General features: G+C 70.1%; 20 protein-coding genes and 1 pseudogene. 5 read left to right on the forward strand and 16 right to left on the reverse strand.

Annotated elements, in window-relative coordinates; translation table 11 throughout:
- Positions 1-70 precede the first annotated feature (70 nt).
- Positions 71-379: a hypothetical protein gene (locus tag EV375_RS28145; RefSeq protein ID WP_130302717.1), complete on the reverse strand. Its 309-nt coding sequence runs from the start codon at positions 377-379 to the stop codon at positions 71-73.
- A 286-nt stretch (positions 380-665) separates the two neighbouring features.
- Between EV375_RS28145 and EV375_RS28150 the strand changes: the two genes are divergently transcribed.
- The 3 genes from EV375_RS28150 (at position 666) to EV375_RS28160 (ending at position 3,661) form a co-directional block, all read left to right on the forward strand.
- The gene (locus EV375_RS28150; protein ID WP_130302718.1) at positions 666-1,469 is read left to right on the forward strand and encodes an ABC transporter permease; all 804 of its coding nucleotides are present in this window, start codon (positions 666-668) and stop codon (positions 1,467-1,469) included.
- A 2-nt stretch (positions 1,470-1,471) separates the two neighbouring features.
- The gene (locus tag EV375_RS28155; RefSeq protein ID WP_486588846.1) at positions 1,472-1,948 is read left to right on the forward strand and encodes an ABC transporter ATP-binding protein; all 477 of its coding nucleotides are present in this window, start codon (positions 1,472-1,474) and stop codon (positions 1,946-1,948) included.
- A gap of 534 nt (positions 1,949-2,482) precedes the next feature.
- Positions 2,483-3,661, forward strand: coding sequence for an L-talarate/galactarate dehydratase (locus EV375_RS28160; protein WP_130302719.1), 1,179 nt, complete (start codon positions 2,483-2,485; stop codon positions 3,659-3,661).
- A 171-nt stretch (positions 3,662-3,832) separates the two neighbouring features.
- Here EV375_RS28160 and EV375_RS28165 read toward each other — a convergent pair whose 3' ends face one another.
- The 11 genes and pseudogenes from EV375_RS28165 to EV375_RS28215 form a co-directional block, all read right to left on the reverse strand.
- Positions 3,833-4,585, reverse strand: a complete 753-nt coding sequence (locus EV375_RS28165) for an aspartate racemase/maleate isomerase family protein (RefSeq protein WP_130302720.1) — start codon at positions 4,583-4,585, stop codon at positions 3,833-3,835.
- A gap of 205 nt (positions 4,586-4,790) precedes the next feature.
- Positions 4,791-5,273, reverse strand: coding sequence for a MarR family winged helix-turn-helix transcriptional regulator (locus EV375_RS28170; RefSeq protein ID WP_130302721.1), 483 nt, complete (start codon positions 5,271-5,273; stop codon positions 4,791-4,793).
- A 71-nt stretch (positions 5,274-5,344) separates the two neighbouring features.
- Entirely contained in the window at positions 5,345-6,199 is an 855-nt protein-coding gene (locus EV375_RS28175) for an alpha/beta fold hydrolase (protein ID WP_130302722.1), read from the reverse strand.
- A 121-nt stretch (positions 6,200-6,320) separates the two neighbouring features.
- Positions 6,321-7,019 (reverse strand): cysteine hydrolase family protein, encoded by a 699-nt coding sequence (locus tag EV375_RS28180; RefSeq protein ID WP_486588847.1) that lies wholly within the window; start codon positions 7,017-7,019, stop codon positions 6,321-6,323.
- The gene (locus EV375_RS28185) at positions 7,016-7,732 is read right to left on the reverse strand and encodes an SRPBCC family protein (RefSeq protein ID WP_130302724.1); all 717 of its coding nucleotides are present in this window, start codon (positions 7,730-7,732) and stop codon (positions 7,016-7,018) included. The genes EV375_RS28180 and EV375_RS28185 overlap by 4 nt, the downstream gene beginning before the upstream one ends.
- A gap of 107 nt (positions 7,733-7,839) precedes the next feature.
- Positions 7,840-8,346, reverse strand: a pseudogene (locus tag EV375_RS28190) ((2Fe-2S)-binding protein); the annotation flags it as partial.
- Entirely contained in the window at positions 8,343-10,823 is a 2,481-nt protein-coding gene (locus EV375_RS28195) for a xanthine dehydrogenase family protein molybdopterin-binding subunit (RefSeq protein ID WP_130302726.1), read from the reverse strand. The gene EV375_RS28195 and the pseudogene EV375_RS28190, both read right to left, overlap by 4 nt.
- Positions 10,820-11,689, reverse strand: coding sequence for an FAD binding domain-containing protein (locus EV375_RS28200; RefSeq protein WP_130302727.1), 870 nt, complete (start codon positions 11,687-11,689; stop codon positions 10,820-10,822). The genes EV375_RS28195 and EV375_RS28200 overlap by 4 nt, the downstream gene beginning before the upstream one ends.
- A gap of 160 nt (positions 11,690-11,849) precedes the next feature.
- Positions 11,850-13,295: an MFS transporter gene (locus EV375_RS28205; RefSeq protein ID WP_130302728.1), complete on the reverse strand. Its 1,446-nt coding sequence runs from the start codon at positions 13,293-13,295 to the stop codon at positions 11,850-11,852.
- A gap of 111 nt (positions 13,296-13,406) precedes the next feature.
- A complete protein-coding gene (locus EV375_RS28210; protein ID WP_130302729.1) occupies positions 13,407-14,675 on the reverse strand; it encodes an FAD-dependent monooxygenase in 1,269 nt (422 codons plus the stop codon).
- 62 nt (positions 14,676-14,737) lie between these two features.
- Positions 14,738-15,769, reverse strand: a complete 1,032-nt coding sequence (locus EV375_RS28215; protein ID WP_130302730.1) for a 2,5-dihydroxypyridine 5,6-dioxygenase NicX family protein — start codon at positions 15,767-15,769, stop codon at positions 14,738-14,740.
- A gap of 470 nt (positions 15,770-16,239) precedes the next feature.
- Between EV375_RS28215 and EV375_RS28220 the strand changes: the two genes are divergently transcribed.
- Entirely contained in the window at positions 16,240-17,751 is a 1,512-nt protein-coding gene (locus EV375_RS28220) for an NACHT domain-containing protein (RefSeq protein WP_130302731.1), read from the forward strand.
- Between the two features lie 271 nt (positions 17,752-18,022).
- Here EV375_RS28220 and EV375_RS28225 read toward each other — a convergent pair whose 3' ends face one another.
- On the reverse strand, positions 18,023-18,898 hold the full coding sequence (locus EV375_RS28225) for a SigB/SigF/SigG family RNA polymerase sigma factor (protein WP_130302732.1): 876 nt from the start codon (positions 18,896-18,898) through the stop codon (positions 18,023-18,025).
- A gap of 312 nt (positions 18,899-19,210) precedes the next feature.
- Between EV375_RS28225 and EV375_RS28230 the strand changes: the two genes are divergently transcribed.
- Positions 19,211-20,401: a PP2C family protein-serine/threonine phosphatase gene (locus EV375_RS28230; protein WP_207228494.1), complete on the forward strand. Its 1,191-nt coding sequence runs from the start codon at positions 19,211-19,213 to the stop codon at positions 20,399-20,401.
- A 52-nt stretch (positions 20,402-20,453) separates the two neighbouring features.
- On the opposite strand, the gene EV375_RS28235 is transcribed toward EV375_RS28230, so the two are convergent.
- The 3 genes from EV375_RS28235 to EV375_RS28245 form a co-directional block, all read right to left on the reverse strand.
- Positions 20,454-20,954, reverse strand: a complete 501-nt coding sequence (locus EV375_RS28235) for a MarR family transcriptional regulator (RefSeq protein WP_130302733.1) — start codon at positions 20,952-20,954, stop codon at positions 20,454-20,456.
- Between the two features lie 417 nt (positions 20,955-21,371).
- A complete protein-coding gene (locus tag EV375_RS28240; protein WP_130302734.1) occupies positions 21,372-21,992 on the reverse strand; it encodes an L-threonylcarbamoyladenylate synthase in 621 nt (206 codons plus the stop codon).
- Positions 21,993-22,072: 80 nt separating this feature from the next.
- Positions 22,073-22,759 carry an HAD family acid phosphatase gene (locus EV375_RS28245; protein WP_130302735.1) on the reverse strand — a complete coding sequence of 229 codons (687 nt, stop codon included), beginning with the start codon at positions 22,757-22,759 and terminating at the stop codon, positions 22,073-22,075.
- Between the last annotated feature and the right edge of the window lie 701 nt (positions 22,760-23,460).

A 23,460-nucleotide genomic window follows, 5' to 3' on the forward strand; every position in this document is an offset into this window, starting at 1 on the left:
AATGAATCAGAAACGGGGTCCGAATTGAAAAGAAAAGGGAGGCGAGCTCTCACTCGCCTCCCTTTGCACGCTACCAGACGCGCTTTGCGTCGCAGTGGCGCTTGTAGTGGCCCTGAGGCACGGGGACGTTGGCCTTCGCGGCCTTGATCGCGTTCTCCTTGGAGTTGCCGGTGCCGTCGGCCCGGTCGTAGCCCACGACGTTGTTGTCAATGATGCGGACGATCTGGCACTGCACGGTGGCATGCCAGGTCCGCAGAATTCCGGCGCTGTGCGCGACGGCCTCGGGCGAACTGCCGGCGGCCGAGGCCGCAGGCGCCACGAATCCCCCCAGCGCGAGGGCCATTACTGCGGGAACGAGTACGCGGCGGAGCGTCTTCATGAATTTCCTCCCAGACGATGGTGGGGCCGGACCATGCCTGCCCGGCGACGCCAGATGACCTTCGCACCGGCTCACTCCGTGATGAGTCGTTTGTCAGGCAAGCGGCAGTCCCGCGTCAGGTTTCCGTCAGTCGGCTGCCGACTTGCGGAAACTGCCATGTCATGCCCTGCCGTGGGGGCGCGCGCCCCGGGCCCGTCCGGGTCGCCTCGGGGACGAGTCCGTGAACCGAAGCCCCCCGGCCCGCTACGTACAGGGAGCACAGACAAAGCGGCCCGCAGGAGATCACATGGCGCACGAAACGGCTGTCCCCCTCAGGGCGGGGCGGCGGGACAATCCTTCACTGGCGACGGTCACGGGCACCGAACTCGCCCGCAACAAGCGGGGGTTCATCTTCTGGTACCACCTGCTGGCCCCCGTCGTGATCACCGTTCCCCTCTTCATCGGCGCGCTCGGTTCCTCCGAGGCGAAGGCCGGCCAGACCTTCGAGGTGTTCCGCAACGTCACCCTCGAGTTCTGGGGCGTCCTGGTGCCCATGACGGCCGCGCTCGCCGCCGCGCTGACCGTCCGCGCGGACCAGGACCCTTGGCGGCTGCTCCTCTCGTACGGCGTGCCACGGGGGCGCTACTTCGTCGCCAAGGTCGCCGCGCTGGGCGTCCTGGGCTTCGTCTCCTCGACGGTGCTCCTCGCGATGCTCTCGCTCGGCTCGGTGATCAGCGGACGCTTCCCGGAAGGCATCGGAACGGTGGCCGCGGCGGTCTACCTGCCGTGGCTGGTCGGCCTCTCCATGACGGCGCTGGCGGTCCTCGTGGCCGTCATGTGGGGCATGGGGCCCAGCATCGGAGTCGGCGTCGCGGGCCTGCTGTGCGGGGCTCTGGTCTCGGACAAGGTGTTCTGGTTCGCCGTCCCGTTCGCCTGGCCGATGCGGGTGGTACTGCCGCTTGCCGGCATCGGGCCCAACGGGGTGCCACTGCCGGAGGACAGCCCCGTCACCGAGATGTCCGCGATCCCCCTTGCTCTGGGCCTCGCCACGGTGCTCACCGTGGTCCTGCTCTTCCTCGGCCGCCTGCACATGATCCGTAAGGAGATCTGACCATGTCCGTGGGAACACCCGGCACACAGACTGCGGACGCCCTGGTGATCCGTCAGCTGCACAAGCACTACGGCACGCACCGCGCGCTGGACGGTGTGGATCTCACCGTGAAGTCCGGCGAGGTCTACGGCCTGCTCGGGCCGAACGGCGCGGGAAAGACGACGCTGATGAAGGCGCTGCTCGGGCTGCAGCGGCCGACGTCCGGCAGCATCAAGATCTTCGGCAGGCCGGTCGGCCGGGAGACACTCGCCGAAGTCGGCGCGCTGATCGAAGTGCCCGGCCTGTGGCCGACGCTGACGGGCGACGAGACGCTGAAGGTGCACGCCAAGCTGCGCGGAGTGCCTGAGGAGCGGATCGAGGGGGCGCTGCGGCTGGTGAAAATGACCGATGCACGCGGTCGCCGGGTCGGGGCCTACTCGCTCGGTATGCGCTGGCGGCTGGGCATCTCCATCGCGCTGCTCGCTGCGTGGAACGGCTGAGACCGCAGGGCCGGATCCGAGCTCGCCGGGCCCGAAGGCCGGCGACGGCCGGGCCGGGCTGCCCTCAGCGGCAGCGCGACGCAGCACATCCGGAGACCCGGAGACCACGAGACCCCCGAGAGCCGGAGTCCCCCAACGGTTCAGCATCGTGAACGCTGCACGCTGCTGTATGTGTACGGAGTTGGGCGCCGACAACGGCAAGTCGGCAGGTTGCCCGTGCACTCACACGCGGGAGTGCCACTGCAACCGTCAACCTCGTGCCCGGACACGGCGCGACGGCCGACTCCAACCGGCTCCGCTCCGCGGACGAGGGCATCTGCACAGAAGAACTCTGTCCACGTACAGGAATGCCGATTATGGTTGTGGCCAGGCGGAGTTGACGGGTTGCCGGACGGGCCGGTTGCACGGGCCGGTTGCCGGACGGGCGTGCGGCCGCCTGTGCGCGACCGTGAAACCCCGACCCGCCCCGCCCCAGACGCGCCCCCGCCCCGTCGCACACCCGACACCAGGATTTCCCGACACCAGGACGCAGCTGTGAACACGACGCACAGCGGCCCGCAGGCCGCGCCCCGGGCGGACGAAGCGGCGCCCGACAGGATCCGCGGGATCAAGCTCTCCTCCGTCCGCCTTCCGCTCGCCACACCGGTCAGTGACGCGAAGGTACTCACCGGACGCCAGCGGCCGATGACCGAAGTGGCTCTCCTCTTCGCCGAGATCACGACGGAGAACGGTCACGAGGGCATCGGCTTCACCTACTCCAAGCGCGCGGGCGGCCCGGGGCAGTACGCCCATGCCCGCGAGGTGGCGCCCGAGCTGATCGGCGAGGACCCCAGCGACATCGGCCGGCTCTGGACGAAGCTCGTGTGGGCGGGTGCTTCCGTGGGACGAAGCGGCCTCGCCACGCAGGCCGTCGCCGCTTTCGACGTCGCCCTGTGGGACCTGAAGGCCAAACGTGCCGGTCTGCCGCTGGCCAAACTCCTCGGCGCCCACCGCGATTCCGTGCGCTGTTACAACACCTCGGGCGGGTTTCTGCACACCCCTGTCGAAGACCTCCTGAGCAACGCCTCCGCTTCCCTCGCCCGCGGGATGGGCGGAGTCAAGATCAAGGTGGGCCATCCCGACCACAAGGAGGACTTGCGGCGACTGACCGCCGCACGCGAGGAGTTGGGGGACGACGTACCACTCATGGCCGACGCCAACCAGCAGTGGGACCGGCCCACGGCCCGTCGCATGGGCCGTGCCCTTGAGGACTTCGGACTGGTCTGGCTCGAAGAGCCCCTCGACGCCTACGACTCCGAGGGTCACGCGGCCCTCGCGGCCGCCCTGGACACCCCGGTCGCCACCGGCGAAATGCTGGCGTCCGTCGCCGAGCACCGGGAGTTGATACGCGCCGGCGCGGCGGACGTGATCCAGCCGGACGCGCCGCGCATCGGCGGCATCACCCAGTTCCTCACGGTCGCCGCCCTCGCCGAGCACCGGCATCTCCAGCTCGCACCGCACTTCGCCATGGAGATCCACCTCCATCTCGCGGCTGCCTATCCGTACGAGCCATGGGTGGAGCACTTCGACTGGCTGGAACCGCTGTTCAACGAGCGACTGGAGATCGGCGACGGACGTATGCACGTGCCGTTCCGCCCCGGCCTCGGGATCACTCTCTCCGAGCGTGCCCGGGAGTGGACGCGGGAGGAGTGCCAGATCACCGGCCGTCCCTGACGGAGGGACGGCGCCGGTGCAGACTCACGGCCGGCCCGCCGGTGCCCGTACAACTGCCCTGCCGCAAGGAGCAGTTGCCCGGCACGACCCGACCTGCCGCACGGCTACGCCGTCCGCCCTCCCGGCCCGGAGCGGCCGCCCCCCGACCACCCGCACCGCCCTCTCCGGCGCTCAGCGCCCGCCGCGGAGCAGCGCCCCGGCGTCCGGGACCGAGGGGTCGAGCCCGAGTTCGCTCAGGATGCGGTACGCCGTGGCGGTCGCCGCCGTCAGCACCGGCAGGCCCGAGGCGTCCTCCACGTACTGCACGGACGGCAGCGACGGCATCTGCACGCACGCGGACAGCACGATCGCATCGGCCCGGGCGAGGTCGAGACGCCGCCAGTGCTCCCGCAGCGCCGACGGGTCGAGACGGGCGACGGCCAGGTTGTCCGGAACCTCCAGGCTCAGCGAGTCGACGACTTCGGTGCCGGCGTCCTCGATGTAGTTCACGACGGTCTCGGTGAGCGGCTTCATGTAGGGGGTGATGACGGCCACGCGCTTCGCGCCGAGCGCCTCGATCCCGCTCAGCAGCGCACCGGCGCTGGAGACGACCGGAACCTCCGCACCCTGCTCCTTGAGGACCGCGCTGATCTCGTCCTCGGCCGTGCAGTGATGGCCCGGCCCCTGAGCCATGATCGCCACCAGGCACGCGGTGGCGACGACGTCCGGCCGGGCGTCGGCGAGTTCGAGGGAGGCGCGCTCTGTCTGCGCGTTCATCTCCTTCAGTTGCTCGGGGGTCACCTTCTGCATCCGCATCCGGCTGCTGTGGAAGACGAACCGTTCCCCCGGCACCGCCTCCTCGCGGGCCCGCAGCATGCGGGGCAGTTCGGTCTCCATCGTCAGGTTGGAACTCGGAACGATCATGCCGATGTGGTGGTCCGCCATGGGAGGCTCCCGTCTTTCCGGCGGCGACCCGGAGGTGGCCGCGCACAGAATTAATCCGAACACGTACTATTTGTGCAGGCATCTCCCGCCGACAGCGGGGGATGCCACGCCCCGTACGGTTCACTTCCTGCCCGGGACGGCTCCCGGCCCCTGCCGACCGGGCCCGCCCGACCCGGCACGGACCGTTCGGACTCCCCGAGCCCGCTCAGGACTCCCCGGACAGCCCTTCCCAGTGGTCGGCGAGCTCCGTGAGCTCCCGCATCAACCGGCTGCGCTCCGCCCCGGATCCGTAGTTCTCCAGCAGGCGTTCGTCCAGGGCCCGCGCCCGGCCGTCGGCCTCCCGCAGCGCCCTCTCCCCGTCCTCGGTGAGAAAGAGAAGCTTGCGGCGTCCGTCGTCGGCTGCCGTACGGCGCACTATCAATCCGCGCTTCTCCAGGCGCCGGGCGACGTCCGCCATCGTCGAGGTGTCCAGCGCCACCGCCGACGCCATGGCGCTCTGGTCATGTCCGGGCGCGGCATCGACGGCGGTGAGTACGGCGAACTGCGGGCCTGTCAGGGTCGGATCGACGCTGCGCACCCATGCCGCGAGGTATGCCTGGTAGAGACGGCGCACCTGGTAACCGGGCGCGGCGAGCAACGCCGCGGGCGGGGCAGCCGTACCCGAGGCCGGTGAGGTCTTGTCAGCCATGGGCCCACTAAAGCACGGCGGCGTCATTGCGTGTTCCGCGCCTCCCGCGCCCCGTCTTCGCACCGTCCTGTTCACGCCAACATGGCGCGCAGCGCCTCACGCAGGGCCTCCAGGGCGGCGTCCGGTGCGTCCCAGAAGACCATGTGCCCGGCGCCGGGGATTCCGGCCAGGCGTGCCTGCGGATGCTTGAGGGTCGCCTCCTCCACGCCGGCCGGGGTGACGACCGGGCTGTCCTCTCCGTGGAGGAGCGCCGTGGGTGTGGGCACCGACGGCCACCAGTCGAAGAAGTCCTCGTTCTCGAAGCCGTGGTGCGTGGCGCGCAGCGCCTCCTCACCGCAGCTGGAGAGCCAACGGGCGCGCAGCTCCTGCTCGCGGCGTGGCCAGCGGGGCCATGCCCTGGCCACCTCGTCGGCGTCGGTGCCGCGCCGCGCCTGCTCCAGCTGACCGAGGAAGGCGGACAGCGTCGTCGGGTACGGCTCCCTTCCGGGGCCGCTCATCGGCGGGTCGACCAGGACGGTGCCGAGGAGCGGCACCTTCGCGTGCACAGCCGTGACCGCCGCGATGCGGGCACCCATGGAATGCCCGGCCACCACCGGGCGTTCGAGGCCGAGTCCGGTGATCCAGGCTTCGGTGTCCTCGGCGTAGGCCTTGAGCGAGTAGTCGTCCCCGTCGTCGGAGAGTCCCCTTCCGCGGATGTCGGGGACGATCGGGCGTACGAGGTCGGTCAGCCTGCGTGCGACGAAGTCCATCGTGACGGCGGGGCTGGTGATACCAGGCAGCAGCAGCATCGGCACACGTCCGCCCTCGAGGTCGTCGCCGTAGTCGAGGGCGTGCAGCCGCAGCGGACCGGAGCGCACCCAGCGGCTGCGGGCCGGCACGTCGGCGAGGTCGGCGAGGGCGGGCTGGGTGATGAACCGGTCAGGCATGGTGCTTCCTCGGTCGAGTGGTACTGGACGGGACGGGACTCGGGGCGCGGGAGGGGGCAGGGGGAATGCGGCGTTCTGCGGCTCTTCCACGGCGCTCGCCGCAGGTCAGCCTGCCAGCCTGTCAACCGGACGGGCGGCGGGAGACGGCAGGCCCGGGCAGCCTGCCGAGGTAGGCGAGGGCGTCTTCGAGCGGCACGACGTCGCCGTACTTGGCCTGGATGTCGAAGAGCGCTGCGTCGTGCGGTCCTTCGGCCCGGTCGCCCGCGCACTCCTGCGGCACCAGCACGGGAAACCCGGACTGCACGGCGTCCACCGCGGTGGCCCGTACGCATCCGCTGGTGGTGGCACCGCAGACCAGCACGGTGTCGCAGCCGAGGGCGACGAGCGTGGCGGCCAGCGAGGTGCCGAAGAACGCCGACGCGCCCTTCTTGACGACGAGTTGGTCCTCCGGCCGGCACGGCAGTCTCGGGTCGAGCGCGACGGCCCGGCTGCCTTCGGCGAGGGCCCGCATGCCGGGCGCCTTCTCCAGCCAGGTCACCGATCGGCCTTCCGCCTCGGCCCTGGTATAGGCGATCGCTGTCCAGATCACCGGGACGCCGGCGGCGCGCGCCGCGTCGACCAGCGTCGCGGTGGCCTCGACCACCTCGGTCAGGTCGGAACCGGAAGGGTAGGAGTCCTCGGTGAATCCGCAGGTGAGGTCGACGACGACGAGGGCGGGGCTGCTGCCGCGCCGCACCGGGGCGCCGAAGCCGGCCCGCTCGTACGTGCGGTCGGTCTCCTCGCCGTAGCGGCCGGTCTGCACGGACGGCTCTCCGCTCACCGGAACCTCCTCGCCGCCGCGCCGCACCGGCTTCTTCCGCCGCCGAATGCCCGGCTGAGAAGCCATCCCTCGAAGAGGCCGAACGCGAACGCTCCGACGACCGGGGCGTACTTGGCCGCCGCCGGCCCCAGAAGCACCGCGAGGCCGTTGAGTTCGGTATCGGCGCTACCGGCCTGTGCGGCGAGCGCCGCACTGTTCTCCCCCGCACGAGCCGGCTGCCTGTCGCTGCCCGTGCCGTCTCCCGCCGGGGCCGGGGCCGTTCCGCGGCGCTCCTGGTCGAGCAGGCTTCCGAGGTTCGCCGCGAACTGCTGGAGAATCCTGTCCGAGACGGCTGCGACCGCGCCCTTGCCGAACTGGGCGATCTTTCCGCGGATGACGAGGTCCGTCGTCATCCGCAGTTCGGCGCCCTCCGGGGCCGCAGCGACCTCCAGGGCGACCTCCGCCTCGGCGTCGCCGCTGCCGTGGGTGTCGGCGCCGCGTGCCTGGACGCGCAGTCGCCGTTTCTCCTCGTCGACCTCCAGGAACCGCACGGTGCCGGAGTAGGCCGCCGTGATGGGGCCGACCTTCACCTTCACCCGGCCCGTCCAGGCGTCACCGTCCCGGCCCTCCAGCGTGGCTCCCGGCATGCAGCCGGCGACGCGCTCCACGTCGTTGACGAGGGCGAACACCTCCTCGGGTGACGCCTTCACCGGGACCGCGTTGTCGATCCGCATGGAACCTCCTCGTGCTCCTCGTGCCGCTTGTGCTCTTCGGTGCCGCCGGGGCGTGCGTCGTGCGGGTGTGTCCCGTCCGGCCGTGTCCCGTCGAGTCGCCGCTGGAATGCGACGCGGCGCCGCGCGGCGCAGTCGTCGATCGCCTCGACGATCGTCTGGTAGCCGGTGCATCGGCACAGGTTGGAGGCGACGACCTCGCGTATCTCCTCCTTCGTCGCCCGTGGCCGCTCGGCCAGGAAGCCCTCGGCGAGCATCAGGAACCCGGGCGTGCAGAATCCGCACTGCAGGCCGTGGTGTTCGCTGAACGCCCGTTGCAGGTCGCTGAGTTCGCGTCCGTCCGAGAGCGATTCGACGGTGCGGATCTCCCGGTCCTCGGCCTGCGCGGCGAACATCAGGCAGGCGCGCACCGGTCGACCGTCGAGCAGCACCGTGCAGGCGCCGCAGATCCCGTGTTCGCAGCCGACGTGGGTGCCTGTCAGACGCAGGTCGTGACGGAGCACGTCGACGAGGGTGCGGCGGGCCTCCGTGAGCAGTTCGTACGTCTCGCCGTTGACATGCAGGGTGATCAGCTGCTGGTGCCGCGGGTCGCGCGGTGCGTGTGCGGGTTGCGTCATGAGGTGTGCTCCAGTGCTCGCGCCGGTGAGGCCTCGAGTGCGTCGGCCACCGTCTCGGGCGTGATGGGAGTGTCGTTCAGCTCGACGCCCGTGGGGACCAGGGCGTCGTTGACGGCGTTGAGCACGGCGGCGGGAGCGCCGATCGTGCCGCCCTCCCCCACGCCTTTCGCGCCGGTCTCGGTGAACGCGCACGGTGTCTCGAGGTGGTGGATGCTCACCTCGGGGATCTCCAGGGCGGTGGGGACCTTGTACTCCATGAAGCTGACCGCGGAGGGTGCGCCCTGCGCGTCGTAGGTGACCTGCTCGAACAGCGCCCCGGCGATGCCCTGCGCTATGCCTCCCCTGGCCTGGCCCTCCACGACCTTCGGATTGATGGCCACTCCGCAGTCCTCGACGCAGACGTACCGCAGGATCTCCACCTGGCCGGTGCCCTCGCGGAGTTCGACGACGACGCCGTGGGTGGCGTTGGAGAACGTGCCGTCGTTGAAGACGTCGAAGGTGGCGGTCGCCGTCAGCCCCGGTTCGACGCCCTTGGGCAGCAGATGCGACTTGAGGTAGGCGATGTCGGCGACGTCGCCGTAGGTCACCGAGCCGCCCGTAGCGGGATGGACGACCAGTCCTTCACCCAGCTCCAGTTCCTCGGCGGGCACTTCGAGCATCGAGGCGGCGATCGTCTTCAGCTTCTCGCCGAGCTTGCCGGCCGCCAGCCGCACGGCGCTGCCGCCGACGGCGATGGACCGGCTGGCGAAGGTGCCCCAGCCGTAGGTGATGCGGTCGGTGTCGCCCTGGTGGATGCGCACGTGCGCGATGTCGAGGCCGAGTTCGTCGGCGGCGATCTGCGCCATCGTCGTCTCGTGGCTCTGACCGTGGCTCATCGTGCCGGTGGTGACGACGAGTGCGCCGCTGGTGTCCATCCGCACCTCGGAGATGTCGAAGCCGGGGACGACCTCCATCTTGCGCTGCGCGAAGGCGGCCGAACCGTAGCCGGTGCGCTCGCTGAAGCAGGAGTAGCCGATGCCGATGTGACGGCCCTCGGCGGCGGCCTCCTCCTTGACGGCGTACCAGCCCTCCTCCGTCAGCACGCTCTCGCACAGGTTCAGCGACTCCAGGTACGAGCCCGGGTCGTAGGTCACGTTGTTGACGCCGGTGTAGGGGAACTGCGTGATCAGGTTGCGGCGGCGTATCTCCGTTGCCGCCAGGCCCAGTTCGCGGGCGGCACGCTCGAAGAGCCGCTCCACGACCATCACGTACTGCGGACGGCTCACGCCCCGGTAGGGCGCCGTGGGCGCCTTGTTGGTCGTCACGGCCCGCGCATTCACGCGGTAGGCGGGGACCTTGTAGACGCCCGGCATCTCGGCCGAGGCCATGAGCGGTTCGATGCCGGCGGTGAAGGGATAGCAGGAGTAGGCACCCATGTCGCAGACGATCGCGGCGTCCAGCGCGAGGATCCGCCCGTCGCCGTCGAAGGCGGCCCGTACGTCGTAGTGCTGTTCGCGCGCGAGGAAGGAAGCGCTGAGGGCGTCCTTGCGGTCCTCGATCCACTTCACCGGCCGTCCCAGGCGCAGGGCGGCCGCACCCACCGCGATCTCCTCGCGTCCGACGACGCACTTCAGACCGAAGCCGCCACCCATGTCGGGCACGACGACGCGGACGGCCCGGTCGTCGAGTCCCAGGCAGCGTGCGGCAGTTGTACGAACCTGGTGCGGCACCTGCGTGGAAGTGCGCAGCAGCAGCTGCTCCTCCCGGTCGTCCCAGCCGGCGAGGACGCCCCGGGTCTCCAGGGGCAGGGCGTTCTGCCGTCCCGTCCGGGTGTCCACGCGGACGACGCAGGGGGCTTCCTCGAAGACCTCGTCGATGCCGTCGGTGGCGAACATCGAGACGTCGAGCAGGGTGTTGGCGCTCGCCTCGGCGTGCACGAGCGGAGCGCCGGGGGCGAGAGCCGTCTCCTCGTCGAGGACCGGGGGCAGCATGTCGTAGGTGACCTTCGCCGCCTCGATGCCGTCCTCGGCCGCGTACGGGTCGCGTGCGACGACGACCGCCAGCGGCTCCCCCATGTAGCGGACGCGCTCACGCGCCAGCACGGGCATGCCGGTGGGCACGAACTCGGTGAGCGGACGGCCCAGCCGCGCCGTGATGTCGGCCAGCTGGAGGTCAGCGGCGTCGAACGCCGCGACGACGCCCGGCACTTGCCGCACGGCGGACAGGTCGAGGGAGGTGACTGTGGCGTGGGCGACGGTGCTGCGCACGAACTGCGCGTGCAGCGTGCCCGGCACCTCCAGGTCGTCGGTGAAGCATCCGCGGCCGCTGAGCAGCCGGGGGTCCTCGCGGCGTCCGACGGAGGCGCCGATCCACGCGCCGTCCCGGCGGCGGGTGTTGGCGCGGCCGTCGCCCGGTTTGTCCCGGCCGTGCACGCTGCCCGGACCGTCCAGGCCGTTCCGGTCGTCCGTGCCGCCCTGCCGGCGGTGTTCCTGCGTCATCGGGACGTCGCCTCCTCGCACGCGCGTGCCACAAGGGTGCGGATGAGCCTGCGCCGGTGGCGTGCGCTGCCGTTCGCGTCGGCGGGGGGCCGGGCCACGGCGGCCGCCGACTCGGCGCACTCGGCGAAGAGTTCGGGCCCGGCCGGGCCTCCCTGTTCGAGCACCGCCTCCGCTTCCGGGATCCGCACCGGCCGCGCGGCGACACCGCCCAGCGCGACGCGGCCCCCGCCGACGCTCCGACCGTCCCCGTCGAGCCGGAGGTCGACGGCCGCGGCGACGACGGCGAAGTCGCCGCGCCGCTCGGCGAATTCGGTGAGCGCGGCATGGGGGGCGGGCCGCGGGAACACCACTTCGACGAGGATCTCGTCGGGCGCCAGGGCGGTCGTGTAGTAACCCTGGAAGAAGTCACCTGCCGGTATGCGCCGCTCCCCCGAAGGACCGCGGGCCACCAACTCGGCGTCCAGGAGCACCGCTAGCAGGCACCATTCGGCGGTGGAGTCGGCGTGCGCGAGGCTGCCGCCGACGGTTCCGCGGGTGCGGATCGGCAGATGCCCGATCCAGCGCATGGCCTCCCGCACGACGGCGAAGCCGGGCCCCAGGGCGTCGGGCGGTGCGGTCTCCACCGCGTGGTGTGTGGCGAGCGCCCCGATGTGGAGAGTGCCGTCGGCGTCGGTGCGGATCCCGTCGAGTCCGTCGAGCCCGCCGATGTCGACGAGGTGTTCCGGCCGTGCCAGGCGGAAGTTCATCATCGCCACGAGGCTCTGGCCTCCCGCGATGATCTTCGCTTCGTCCCCGAGTTCGGCGAGCAGACGCGCTGCGCCGTCGACGTCGCGCGCACGGTGGTAGGTGAATGCGGCGGGCTTCATCTCACTCCTCTCCTGCTGCGTCCTGCGGCGGCGTTCCGGCCTGCGGTGTGCGCGCCGGCCGCGGGGAAGCGGACGGGGCACGCCGGTCCGGGGAGAAGTCCTGCGGGCACAGGTGCCAGGGGTGCCATCGGGGCCGTGCGCCCGTGCCCGCAGGACGGCTTCAGCCCTTCACGGGCGTCTTCTCGGCCGGCGGTGGAACGGTCACCGTCTCGTTCGCCGCCCCGTCACCGGCGCCGCCGGTCCCGCCGGTGTCATCGATGTCGTCGAGGTCCTTGCCCTTGGTCTCGGGGGCCCCGAAGGCCATCCAGATCACGGCGAGGACGACGATCACGCCGAGCACCGCGAAGGTCATCGGCAGCCCGAGCAGCGGCCACATCAGCGACCCGAACAGCATCGGGGCGAATCCGGTGCTGATCCGGCTGACCGACGAGGCCCAGCCGAAGCCGCTGGCGCGCAGCGTCGTCGGGTACAGCTCGGCGGCGTAGGCGTAGAGGACGGGGATGGTCAGCTGGATGAGGAAGCCGAAGGCGGCGATCGCCACCATTGCCGCGGTCTCCACCTTCAGCACCATCGCGAAGGCCACGAGCGCCGCCGTCGAGACCGGCGCGGCGACGCCGATGATCCACTTGCGGCCGACGATGTCGACGAGCCAGGTCGACACGAGGACGCCGATGATGCCGACGCCGCTCATCAGGGTGGGCCCCATGAAGGACGCGGTGTCGTTGTAGCCCTCGTCCTTGAGGATCGACGGCATCCAGGTCAGGGCCGCGTAGTACACCAGCATGATCGTGATGAACAGCAGCCAGGAGACCGAGGTGATGCGGGGGTTGTACTTCCACAGCCGCCGGAACTGCTCGACGCCGGCGCGCACGCCCCTGGGCCGGTCGGAGCCGTCACCAGCCGCGGGCGCGGGGATCTCGTACGGCTCGGGCAGGGCTCCCGTGCGGGCGACGAGAGTGTCGATGACCTCACGTGCCTCGGCCTCCCGGCCGACCCGGGTGAGGTAGATCGGGGACTCGGGCACGCCGCGGCGCACCCAGAAGAGCAACAGCGCGGGCATGACCATGGTCGCGAGCATCCAGCGCCAGTTGCCGGGCAGCGGCACCATCATGGTCGCCGTCAGGCCGCACAGGGTGACGCCGACCGGCCACCACAGGTCGAGCGCGGTGAGGATACGGCCGCGGTGCTTCCTCGGTGAGAACTCACTGACCAGGGCGTAGTCCACGGGGATGCATCCGCCCAGGCCGACGCCCGCGAGGAAACGCAGCACGAGGAAGACCGAGTAGTCGGGCGAGAGCGCTCCGAGCACGGAGAACAGCGCGAATATCAGCAGCGTCGCGCTGAAGGCCCTGCGACGGCCGATGCGGTCGGCGATGGCACCCCAGACGACGGCTCCGACCGCCATGCCGACCAGGTTGGCCGTCGCGACGAGACCGCTCTCTCCGACGGTGAGGCCGAAGTCCTTGGACAGCAGTGGCATGAGGAAGCCGTTGAGCGCGATGTCCCACGCGTCGAACAGGTAGCCGAGGCCACCGATGATGAAAATCCTGCCCTGGACACCCCATTTCCATGGGAGTTCCTGGACTATCTGATCGCCTGTCTTCACGGTTCGCTCCACGGTTCGGTGATGGGCTGGGGCGCGTCGCCGGAAAGGGCGACGCCGACGCCGGTTCGCTCGCCGGTCAGCGGGGACGTCGCATCGACGCGCCCGCGCGGCTCACCGGGAGAATTGGTAGGAAAAGTCCCCCAGGTCGGGGTCGTTGAGCGGTGTGCCGCTCCACAGCCAGTCGTAGGAGACGTCGGACTCCCCGTCGAAGCGTTTCAGCTTCTCGTCGCGCTGCCTCTGCTCGGGTCCGTCGGGGTAGTGGTAGAAGGTCTTGTTCCGCAGTGAGGCCTGCTGCACCATGCCGGCGTGCTTGGCCCGCCGGTCCACGTAGCGGCGCAGCGCGCCGCGGATGCCGTCGGCGGTGACGGCGCCCAGTTCCTCCGCGAGTACGGCCGCGTCCTCCATGGCCTGCGAGGCGCCTTGCGCCTGGTAGGGAAGCATGGCGTGGCACGCGTCGCCCAGGAGCGCGACGTTGCCGTCCATCCACACAGGGTCGGGGCGCCGGTAGTACAGCGCGAAGCAGGTCACGTCCTCCTTCGCCTTGGAGAGCATGGCCGGGACCCTGTCGTCCCAGCCGGGGAAGGCTTCCGCCAGTTCCTGCGCGCTGGAGGGCGCCACCCACTTCTCGGCGACCTCGTCGGTGCAGGGGACACAGGCGACGACGTTCAGATACTCGCCGCCGCGGATCATGTAGTGCACGAGGTGGCGGTCGGGTCCATACCAGATGGTGCTCTGGTAGCGGTCCACCAGCCACCTCGTGGCCGGGTCGGCGGCGATCAGGTCTCCCGGGATGAGGGCCCGGTAGGCCATCTCGCCGGAGAAGACCAGGGTGTCGTCGGCACCCATCGCGTCACGCACCCGTGAGCGGATGCCGTCCGCCCCGATCAGGGCGTCGGCCTCGTACCGGCCGCCGTCGCCGGTGATCGCGGCGGGACGCCGCGGGTCCGTGCGGTCCAGGCCCGTGACCTTCTTGTCGGTGTGGAGGGTGACCGCGGGGCCCGGACCGTCCGGATCCGTGCAGGCCTCAAGGATCACGCGGTGCAGATCGGCGCGGTGGTAGTGCCAGTACGGGGCGTTGTACCTGTCCTTGCAGAACTGGCCCAGCCTGGTCAGGCCGACGACGCTGCCGTCCTTCCACCTGCGCCGCACCTGGTCCTGCGGCTCGGTGTGGATGGCCTCCATCTGCCCGCGCAGTCCGAGTCCGAGCAGCACGCGGCTGGCGTTGGGTGCCGTCTGGATCCCGGCCCCCACCTCTCCCAGTTCGGGGGCCTGCTCGAGGACGGTGACCCGGATGCCCCTGTGGCGCAGGGCGAGCGCGGCGGTCAGACCGCCCAATCCACCGCCGACGACGGTGACTTCGAAAGACTGGCTGGGCGCCAAAGCTCCTCCAAGGCGAGGCGTGAACGTGAAGATCTGTGGCCCGGGCCGGCGGTGCGGCAGGGTCAGCGCTCGATGAGCCGGCCGTCCACGACGACGTCCGTGCCGTCGACGGAGACGGTGCAGCCGCGCATCGCGATGTCCACGTGTGCGTAGGATTCGCGGCCCAGGACGGGGTGCGGCCCCGTCGACCAGAGGAAGTTCCCGGCGAAGGCACGTGCGTCCATGCCCATCAGGTCGCTCTTGCCGTAGAGGGCGGTCGCGAACCAGTCGGCGGTCTTCATCAGGCCCCACCCCATGTGGGACAGGCTGCGGCCCCACTGGTCGTCGGCGTCGTCGAAGAAGGTCTCCAGGAGCTTCGCCTCGGCGCCTCCGGAGATCTTCTCGATGTGCCCGTCGGCGATGTGCAGCGTGACGGGGTCGCGGACGTACTCCTTGAAGGGCAGCAGGATGTCGCCCTCGGCCAGCACCAGTTGACCGTCGGAGAACTCGGGCCAGCACATCACCATCGTGCTCGGCCAGTGGTCCCAGCGGCCGGGGTCGTCGGCGAAGCCGACCTGGAACTCCGGGTGGGAGCCCTTGAGTTGCACGGTCAGATCCGTACCGGAGCCGGAGGTCACGCGCATGGTCTCCGAGCGCTCGAGCAGACCCGCCCCCTCAAGGACGCGCTTCTTGTCGCTCGCCTGCGGCAGATTGCGTATCAGCACGTCGGGGGCGTCGCAGACGAAGATGATGCGGGTGCCGGCCTTGAGGATCTCCTGCTGGACGGGGGCGTGGATGAAGCCCTCCTGTGTGAGGTCGACGACCAGGTCGGCCGACTTCAGCAGGTCCTGGGCTGCCGTGTCGTCGAGCACGGAACGCAGGCCGGGGCCCGCGCCGGTGTGGGTGCTGTCCATCGGGGCGGCGCTGCCGCCGGGCACGGTCGCGGAGATGACGTGGGCGCCCAGGGTCTTGGCGGCTCCGAAGGCCGCGGCGACGTAGTCGCCGCGGCTGTCGGGCTCGGCGAGGACGACGACGTGCTCGTCCTTCTTCACCTTGCACAGCTCCAGTTCACGGGTGAACGCGTCGAGCAGATCGACGGACGACAGATCGAACATGGATGTTCCTCCAGGAGGCTTCGCTTCAGCTTTGGGGGCCTTCATGCGGCGCTTCACCGCGTGGACCGGCCGTCGGAACGTCGGGATCGCAGGCCGGAATCGACCCACCGCATAGGCTCTGACCAGCGGAAATGGGCAGGCGCTGGGCGTCTGGACGAAACTAATCCGAACACGTACTAACTCTGCTTGGCAAGGGTTGAGCCATGAGTTAACCGGGAATTTTCGTCGATCCTTGATCGGCTTTGACCGTTCCGGACTACCTGCGATCGACGCCGGTCCCCCTGTGGAACACGCTCCAGGAACTCCCGAGCGTGCAGGTGGAACCCCTGACGAGCCGTCGCTCGTTGACCTACGGTCTGACCGACGACGAACCGGGACACAGACTCCCGACGGGACGGAGCCGGACGGCTGCGCGAAGAACCGCGCCTCCCGCGCGGTCGGCGCAGCCGGGCGACACGGGGAAGGTGACGATGCAGTCCACAGGGCCGGAACGCTTCCGGATCGCCGTCGTGCAGGGCACCAGGCAGGGCTCCGGCTATCTGCTGACCTCCCGCCTCGTGCTCACCGCCGGACACCTGGTCACGAACCGGTACCAGGTGAAGGTCGCGGCGCTCGGCGGTGTCGGCGAGGTCGAGTGCCGGGTGTTGTGGGCGCGACACGACCGTGAGTGCGATGCGGCACTGCTGTTCGCCAAGAAGCCCGGACTGCTTCCCCCCGAGCGAGCCGCCGAACTGGACCAGACATCGGTGCGGTGGGGGATGCCGCAGGCGCTGGAGACGATGGAGTCCTGCCAGGCCATCGGCTTTCCGCATGTGCAGCGCGACGACGAGGAACTCGACACCGAACAGATCGTGGGCACGTTCAAGCCCGGCTCACGAATGGTCCGCGCCCGGTACGTGCTCGACAGCTCGCACACCGCACCGACTCCGCTACAGGGCAGCGACTCGCCCTGGGCGGGGATGTCCGGCGCAGCACTGTTCGCAGAGGGCCACATCATCGGCGTGGTGGTGGCCGACCCGCACGGCTGGCAGCACGGACGCCTTGAGGCAGTGCGCAGCCGAGTGCTCTTCGACGACCCGAAGTTCGTGGACGAGTTGGTGAAGCACACCGGCCACGAGCCCACCATCGTCGAGTTCTCAGGTATCGAGCACAATCCCCACGCCGAGTTCGAGCGACGCTACGCCGCCCAAGTGGTCGATCTCTACAGCGGCTTGACCATCTTCGGGCTGGACTTCAGCCGACAGGACCATGCCGAGTGGCCGCTGGATACGGCCTACCTCAGTCTGGAACTGGTCCCCCACCACACCCGGGACCACAGCGTGGACCTCGGGCCGGACACTGCCGATCTGGTCGGCGGTGGACGGCGCCGGGTCGAATCGGCGTTCTCCCGCGAGACGCGAATTCTCCTGCGGGGCCTGGCCGGTTCGGGCAAGACGACGCTCGTCCAGTGGCTCGCGGTGACCGCCGCGCGTCAGGACTTCCCCGAAGGGCTCGGACACTTCCAGGGATGCATCCCCTTCGTCCTCCCCTTGCGGACGCTGGCGCGGCGCGAATCCCTGCCGTCGCCGCAGGACTTCCTGACCGCGTGGACGATCCGTCCCGGGGTTCGCAGCGGACGATCCCCGAGACGACATAGGGCCTGCCGCCCCCGGCTGCGACCACCGCCCGGTGCCCGTCGACCTGCGGGACGACTGGGGTGCCGCTCTGGAAACCCGGGGGTTCACCCGTCCCGTCCGACCGCCTGGCTGAAGGGCTGGCTGGCTGAGGGACTGCTGCCGTATCTGCCGCCCGAGGCCGAGGTCCGCCTCTTCACGGAGGTCGGCCTCCTCTCGGCGGCAGGCAGCCGCTTCGCCCTCGAACGGTTCGACGACATACACCAGTTGCTCGACGATCCCCTCATGCGCGAGCGTGCCGATACGGTCGGCTTCGACCTGCTCTCCCTCTTCCCCGGCGGGGAGCGTGAACCCGTCGGGAGCAGCTGACCCGTCTGGGCTGGCTGCTCGACGATCACCCCGTGCCCGAGAGTGCCGCCGCCTTCGAATGCCCGCAGGCCGGCCCGTCCACGTTCACGGAGCACGTCACCCACACCATCGCCCGGCTCGCCTGACGGTTCCTGTCCCGCCCCGGCCGACCGGCCCCCCGCAGGAAATCCGGTCGGCCCCGGGGCCTCTTCGCGAAACACGGTGCCGCTTCAGGCCATGGCGGGTTGCGCCGCACCTCGTCCGGGCCCCTCGGCCAGGCGTGCCCGGCCTCTCAGCCCTGAGTGAGGCCGGCGCGCAGCTCGCCGAGGCACCTGCGCAGCAGGCGCGAGACGTGCATCTGGGAAAGACCGAGAACGTCCCCGATCTGCTGTTGCGTGAGCTCCTCGCCGAAGTGCATCTCGAGGATGCGGCGGTCACGCTCCTCGAGTTCTGCCAGCAGCGGCTTGAGCGAGTTGAGGTTCTCGACCTTCTCCAGGGCGGGGTCCCGGCGGCCCAGGCGGCCCAGGAGGGTGTTGACCTCCTTCGCCTCGCCCTCGTCCTCGCTGGAGAGGTTGAGGGAGTGCGTGGAGTAGGCGTTCGAGGCGATCACAGCCTCGGTGACCTCGCCGACGGACACCTCCATCGCCTCCGCCAGTTCCTGCGTAGTCGGAGCACGGCCAAGGCGGGCCTCAAGCCGGTCGGTGGCGCGCGCCAGGGCGATGCGCTGTTCCTGAAGCCGTCGCGGGACGTGCACCGCCCAGGTGGTGTCACGGAAGAAGCGCTTGATCTCACCGGCGATGTAGGGAATCGCGAAGGTCGAGAATTCGACTTCCCGGCTCAGGTCGAACCGGTCGATGGCCTTGATGAGCCCGATCGTCCCGACCTGGCGGATGTCCTCGTACTGGTCGTCCCGGTCCTGGAATCGCTTCGCGACGAATCCGACCAGGGGCAGGCTCAGTTCGATCAGCGTATTGCGCGCGTACTGGTAGTCGGCGGTGCCTTCCTCGAGCTCCTGGAGCCGCCCGAAGAAGACCGCCGTCAGCCGTCGCGCGTCCTGAGGAGCGACGGACTGCGGGTCGTCGATCCGCGGGGGCCAGGTCTCACCAGCTGTTCCGGTTTCGGCCTTCGCATTCGCCGCTCTGCACCGCGGCACGGTTCTGCTGCCCATAAAAGCCTCCGTACGGCAACTGTTGTCGTTCTGCATCTTTCTACCTGCCATGGAGGCCGAGCACCACACCCCTGTACGAAAAGTTGTCGCCGTGCAAGCAACGCACGCCATCCCGAGGGCGGACCGCACCCCGCCCGCCCGGCGGCACACCGGAGTTCGGACGCAAAGGTTCCACCTGTGATCTCGTTCACATCTTCGACATACAAGTGAAGGTTTGGTGTCGCGTACTCTGGCCACGACAAGCACGTCCGGCGAAGCGCTCACCGGCGCCGAGCCGCCACCTCGTGCCCGGCATGGCAAGAAGCAGGACAAGTGGACAGATTCGCTGTGGTCGAGCGCGCTCTGCGCGCCGCCGCTCCCCACGAGCTGCCCGACGTCGTCACCAAGGCGATGCGGCAGCACTACGACGCGCTCGACGTGCGGCTGCGCATGGCGGACTACGCGGTACGGACACTTCAGGCCGTGGAGCCCGTGCCGTTCACCACCGAGCCGGTGCCCATCCACGACAGCCCGCAGGGCCGTGCCTTCGGCGCGCAGGAACCGGTGGTCGAACTCGACCCGGCTGCCCACACCTTGACGGCACACCTCGCGGTGAGCGTCCGCGGCGACCGCGTCGGCGTGCTGTCGGTGGTGTTTCCCGAACACATCGACATCAAGCCGCTGCTGGGCCAGCTGGAACAGCTCAGCATGGCGCTCGGCCACGAGATCATGGTCGCCGAGCGCGACACGGACATGTATCTGCTGGCCCGAAGGGCCTCGCGGCTCACCCTCGCCGCCGAGATGCAGTGGCAACTGCTGCCGGGGCGCTCGTGCCGGCGGTCCGAGTTCGCCCTCGGCGCCCACCTGGAACCCGCGTACGCGATCTTCGGCGACAACTACGACTGGTCCGCCTCCGCCGACCACCTCACCCTCTCCATCACAAACGGCATGGGCGAGGGAATCGAAGCCGCCCTGCTCACCAACCTCGCCGTCAACGCGATGCGCAACGCCCGCCGTGCGGGCCTCGGCCTCGCCGACCAGGCGTGCCTCGCGGACCAGGCCATCTACGCCCGGTACGACGGCCAGGCGTACGTGTCGATGCTGCTGCTCCGCTTCGAGCTGCTGTCCGGGCGCGTGGAAGTCGTCGAGGCGGGCTCACCCCGCACCTGGCGGGTCAGGGAGGGCAAGGTCGAACCCCTCCACTTCGAGGCCCAGTTGCCCCTCGGGATGTTCGAGGACACCCTCTACGTCGCCCAGCGCTTCGACGTACGGCCGGGCGACCGCCTCCTCTTCGCGAGCGACGGCGTCTACAACACCGTCTCGAGCACCGGCGAACACTACGGCGAGAGCTCCCTCACACGCGCACTGAACGCCAATCGGCTGCTGCCCGCGGAGCAGGTGCCCCAGGCCGTCCTCCGTGATCTCTCCGACTACCGGGGAGTCGCGCCGCTCGACGACGACGCGCTGGTGCTCTGCGTCGACTGGCAGGGACGCGGAGCCGCCGACGGTGGGCACGGGCACTGACCGCCACCGACACGGTGCGGAAGGTGCGCGAGGCTCGACGGCGTGACCGCGGTCAGGCCGAGCTCTCCACCTGCCCGCCGCCGCTCAGTCCCAGTTCGGGGTGGGCACCTTCCGCGGCGTTCCGGAATCCCTTGAGGCCTTCCATGAGAGCCGCACGGGCCCTCGGCGTCATGGCGGCGACCGTCGCCGTCAGCGCCTCCTCGCGCCGGCGTCGCAGATCGCGCAGGTAGTCCCTCCCCTGACGCGTCAGGTGCAGCTCGAGCTCCCGGCGGCTGACCGGACTGGGCGTGCGCTCGAGGAAGCCCAGCGCCTGAAGACGGTCGCACAGCCGGCTGACGGAGGACGCCGCGGAGCCCAGGGTCTGGCCGAGCGTGCGCAGGTTCATCCCCTCGTCACGCTCCAGGCAGTAGAGCACCTTCAGCTGCGAGGCGGAGACGGGCGAGGGGGAGACCGCCTCACGCCCCCGCTCCCACAGCACCTCGAGCAGTTCGAGCACCTCACGGGCCTCCCTGGCCGCGTCCTGCGACCCGCGTTCCCGTGACTGTGCGGACAACGAGCGGTTCTCACCCTTCACAGCGGCACTCCGACCCGGGTTGACCGACCCCTGATGCGACCCCTGATGCGATGCGGTCTCAAAGCTTCATTCCCACGCCTTCGAGTTCCGAGAGGGACGTCGGACCCGGCACCGGCACTCCCACCACGTGCCCCGAGCACGCCTCCGCTCCTGGAAGCGCGCCGGTGCGCGGGGTGTCACGCCGGACCGTGCTGCGAAGGCACACACCGATCTGACCCTTGTCGGACGACAAACATACTCCGGGGATTCGTCTGCCCGGCCCCGGCCGCCCGTACACCTGTCTTCTGCCTCCGCGGCGCGGGCGCCGGGCCGAGGCGCCCCCGCACGTCGGTGCTGCGGGCCCGGGCTCTCCTCCGCGGGGGCTTTGGAGGTCTGCTCCGCAGCAATCACCGCCGGCTACTCGAAGCGTGTGACGTCGCCCGCGCCCCTGCGCACGATCTCGGCACCGCCGCCGGAGAAGTCGATGACGGTGGTCGGCTCCGTGCCGCAGTCGCCCGAGTCGATCACCGCGTCCACCACGTGATCGAGCCGTTCCTTGATCTCCCAGCCCTGCGTCATCGGCTCTTCCTCGTCGGGCAGGAGCAGCGTGCTGGAGAGCACCGGCTCGCCGACCTCGGCGAGCAGCGCCTGAGTGACCGCGTGGTCGGGGATGCGGACCCCGACCGTCTTCTTCTTCGGGTGCAGCAGCCGGCGCGGCACCTCCTTGGTCGCGGGGAGGATGAAGGTGTAACTGCCGGGCGTGGCCGCCTTGATCGCACGGAACACGTCGTTGTCGACGTGCACGAACTGGCCGAGCTGCGCGAAGTTCTGGCACACGAGGGTGAAGTGGTGACGGTCGTCGAGGTTCCGGATCGACCTGATCCGGTCCATGCCGTCGCGGCTTCCCAACTGGCATCCCAGCGCGAAACAGGAATCCGTCGGGTACGCGATGAGGGCGCCGTCGCGGAGACTGGCGGCCACAGCGCCGATGGTGCGGGGTTGCGGGTTGTCGGGGTGCACGTCGAAGTACTTCGCCATCCACCGACCCTATGCGACCTGCGGCACCGGCGCCCACGTCAGGCACGGCGCCCTCCCCGTTCCGTCACCGGTGCCGCATCTCAGTCCAACGCACCGTCGTAGTCCGGCAGTTTGAACGTCTTCTCGGCGTGCCCGCCCACGATGTCGGTCGGGGTGTTGCCGATATTGGCGATGATCTTGTAGCCCTTGGACTCGATCTCGGCACGCTTGGCGGTCTTGTACTTGCTGACCTCGTCGAAGATGTCCGGCAGGTCGCGCAGGTAGAGCCCGTCGATCGGGTATCCGGTCTTCTCCAGATTGTCCTTCGTCAGCCAGTGGATGATGCCCGGGCGGGCGGTGACGAAGTAGACGTCCACACCGCGGGAGTCCGCGTAGCGGGCGAGCTCCAGCGTCTGCTCGACCGGAGGCGTCGGCAACTCCCAGATGGGGTGGAAATGCGTCTCCAGCGAGGTGTTGTCGATGTCGAGGACGATCGCCATCTTCTCGCCGGCGCCTTTAGCGATGCGTTCTTCGAGGTACGGGCGGGCTTCGTCCGTCACCGCGCTCACGTCGCGCTTCCAGGTCTCGTAGTCGACGTCCGCGCGCGTGCCGCTGCCGCCGCGGTCGGCTTGCTGCTGCACCGGCGCGGCCGAAGTCGTGTGTGCGGCCTGCGAGTCGGCCGGGGCGGAAGCGGCGCTCGCAGACGTCGCACCCGCGGCCGTCACCGTCGCGACCGCCGCACCGGCGACGGAGACCGCTATCCGCGTTGTCAATGTGCGTCCATGCATGGGGGGTTCACTCCTGGGTCGCAGAACCGGCAGGGAACGGCCCGTCGCCGGATCGACGAGGAGCCCGTGGCATGTTCACGTCTCATCATGACCGGAGTGGAAACATCCGGCTACCGATCGGTAGTGATTGGTGTGTTCCAAGCCATCTGAACGCGCCCCGGGCGCAGGGCAGTTGGTGGTCGCCTTCGGCCCCACGAGAGCCCCGCCGTACCGTGGACGCCCGCGCGGCATCCGCCCAGGCCGGGAGCAAGCCGGGAGCAGGCAGAAATGCGAACTGCCGGCCCCCGGCGCCCCGGAGCCGGCTTCCGGCGCCGACGGCGTCGCCGCGAACGGCGGCCCGGTTTCCGTCCACGAGTGACCGCCGTCCCGGGACAGGACAAGATCCGTGCCGCCCCCGCGCCGCGCCCTCGCCGCCCAGGAACTGCGAGTTCACCGCACCCGGTTCGAGACTGGTCGGGACACCCGCCCGAGCGGCCGCCCGCACCGGCGGAGCCGGCACCATGGCTCAAACCCGCCACAGAACACCCCCGAGCCCCCTCAGGCACCCTTGCGCCCGCCCGCGCCAGGCGCATCAATAAGCATCGCGTGGACCCGCCGTGAGCCAGACCCTGCGGCGCCCCCGGAGTGCGGCCTGAGCCGCGGACTGTTCGCACTCCCGGAGACCGCGGCACGCAACCGCACCCCCACACCGTCCCCGAGCG

Source organism: Streptomyces sp. CNZ301, from assembly GCF_004217425.1.

Coding starts and splice junctions, on each gene's coding strand:
- EV375_RS28165 (WP_130302720.1), bottom strand. CDS start 4,585: ATGGCGGACCACCACATCGGCATGATCGTTCCGAGTTCCAACCTGACG.
- EV375_RS28170 (WP_130302721.1), bottom strand. CDS start 5,273: ATGGCTGACAAGACCTCACCGGCCTCGGGTACGGCTGCCCCGCCCGCG.
- EV375_RS28240 (WP_130302734.1), bottom strand. CDS start 21,992: ATGGCGAAGTACTTCGACGTGCACCCCGACAACCCGCAACCCCGCACC.
- EV375_RS28200 (WP_130302727.1), bottom strand. CDS start 11,689: ATGAAGCCCGCCGCATTCACCTACCACCGTGCGCGCGACGTCGACGGC.
- EV375_RS28215 (WP_130302730.1), bottom strand. CDS start 15,769: ATGTTCGATCTGTCGTCCGTCGATCTGCTCGACGCGTTCACCCGTGAA.
- EV375_RS28225 (WP_130302732.1), bottom strand. CDS start 18,898: ATGGGCAGCAGAACCGTGCCGCGGTGCAGAGCGGCGAATGCGAAGGCC.
- EV375_RS28220 (WP_130302731.1), top strand. CDS start 16,240: ATGCAGTCCACAGGGCCGGAACGCTTCCGGATCGCCGTCGTGCAGGGC.
- EV375_RS28195 (WP_130302726.1), bottom strand. CDS start 10,823: ATGACGCAGGAACACCGCCGGCAGGGCGGCACGGACGACCGGAACGGC.
- EV375_RS28145 (WP_130302717.1), bottom strand. CDS start 379: ATGAAGACGCTCCGCCGCGTACTCGTTCCCGCAGTAATGGCCCTCGCG.
- EV375_RS28175 (WP_130302722.1), bottom strand. CDS start 6,199: ATGCCTGACCGGTTCATCACCCAGCCCGCCCTCGCCGACCTCGCCGAC.
- EV375_RS28150 (WP_130302718.1), top strand. CDS start 666: ATGGCGCACGAAACGGCTGTCCCCCTCAGGGCGGGGCGGCGGGACAAT.
- EV375_RS28185 (WP_130302724.1), bottom strand. CDS start 7,732: ATGCGGATCGACAACGCGGTCCCGGTGAAGGCGTCACCCGAGGAGGTG.
- EV375_RS28245 (WP_130302735.1), bottom strand. CDS start 22,759: ATGCATGGACGCACATTGACAACGCGGATAGCGGTCTCCGTCGCCGGT.
- EV375_RS28155 (WP_486588846.1), top strand. CDS start 1,472: ATGTCCGTGGGAACACCCGGCACACAGACTGCGGACGCCCTGGTGATC.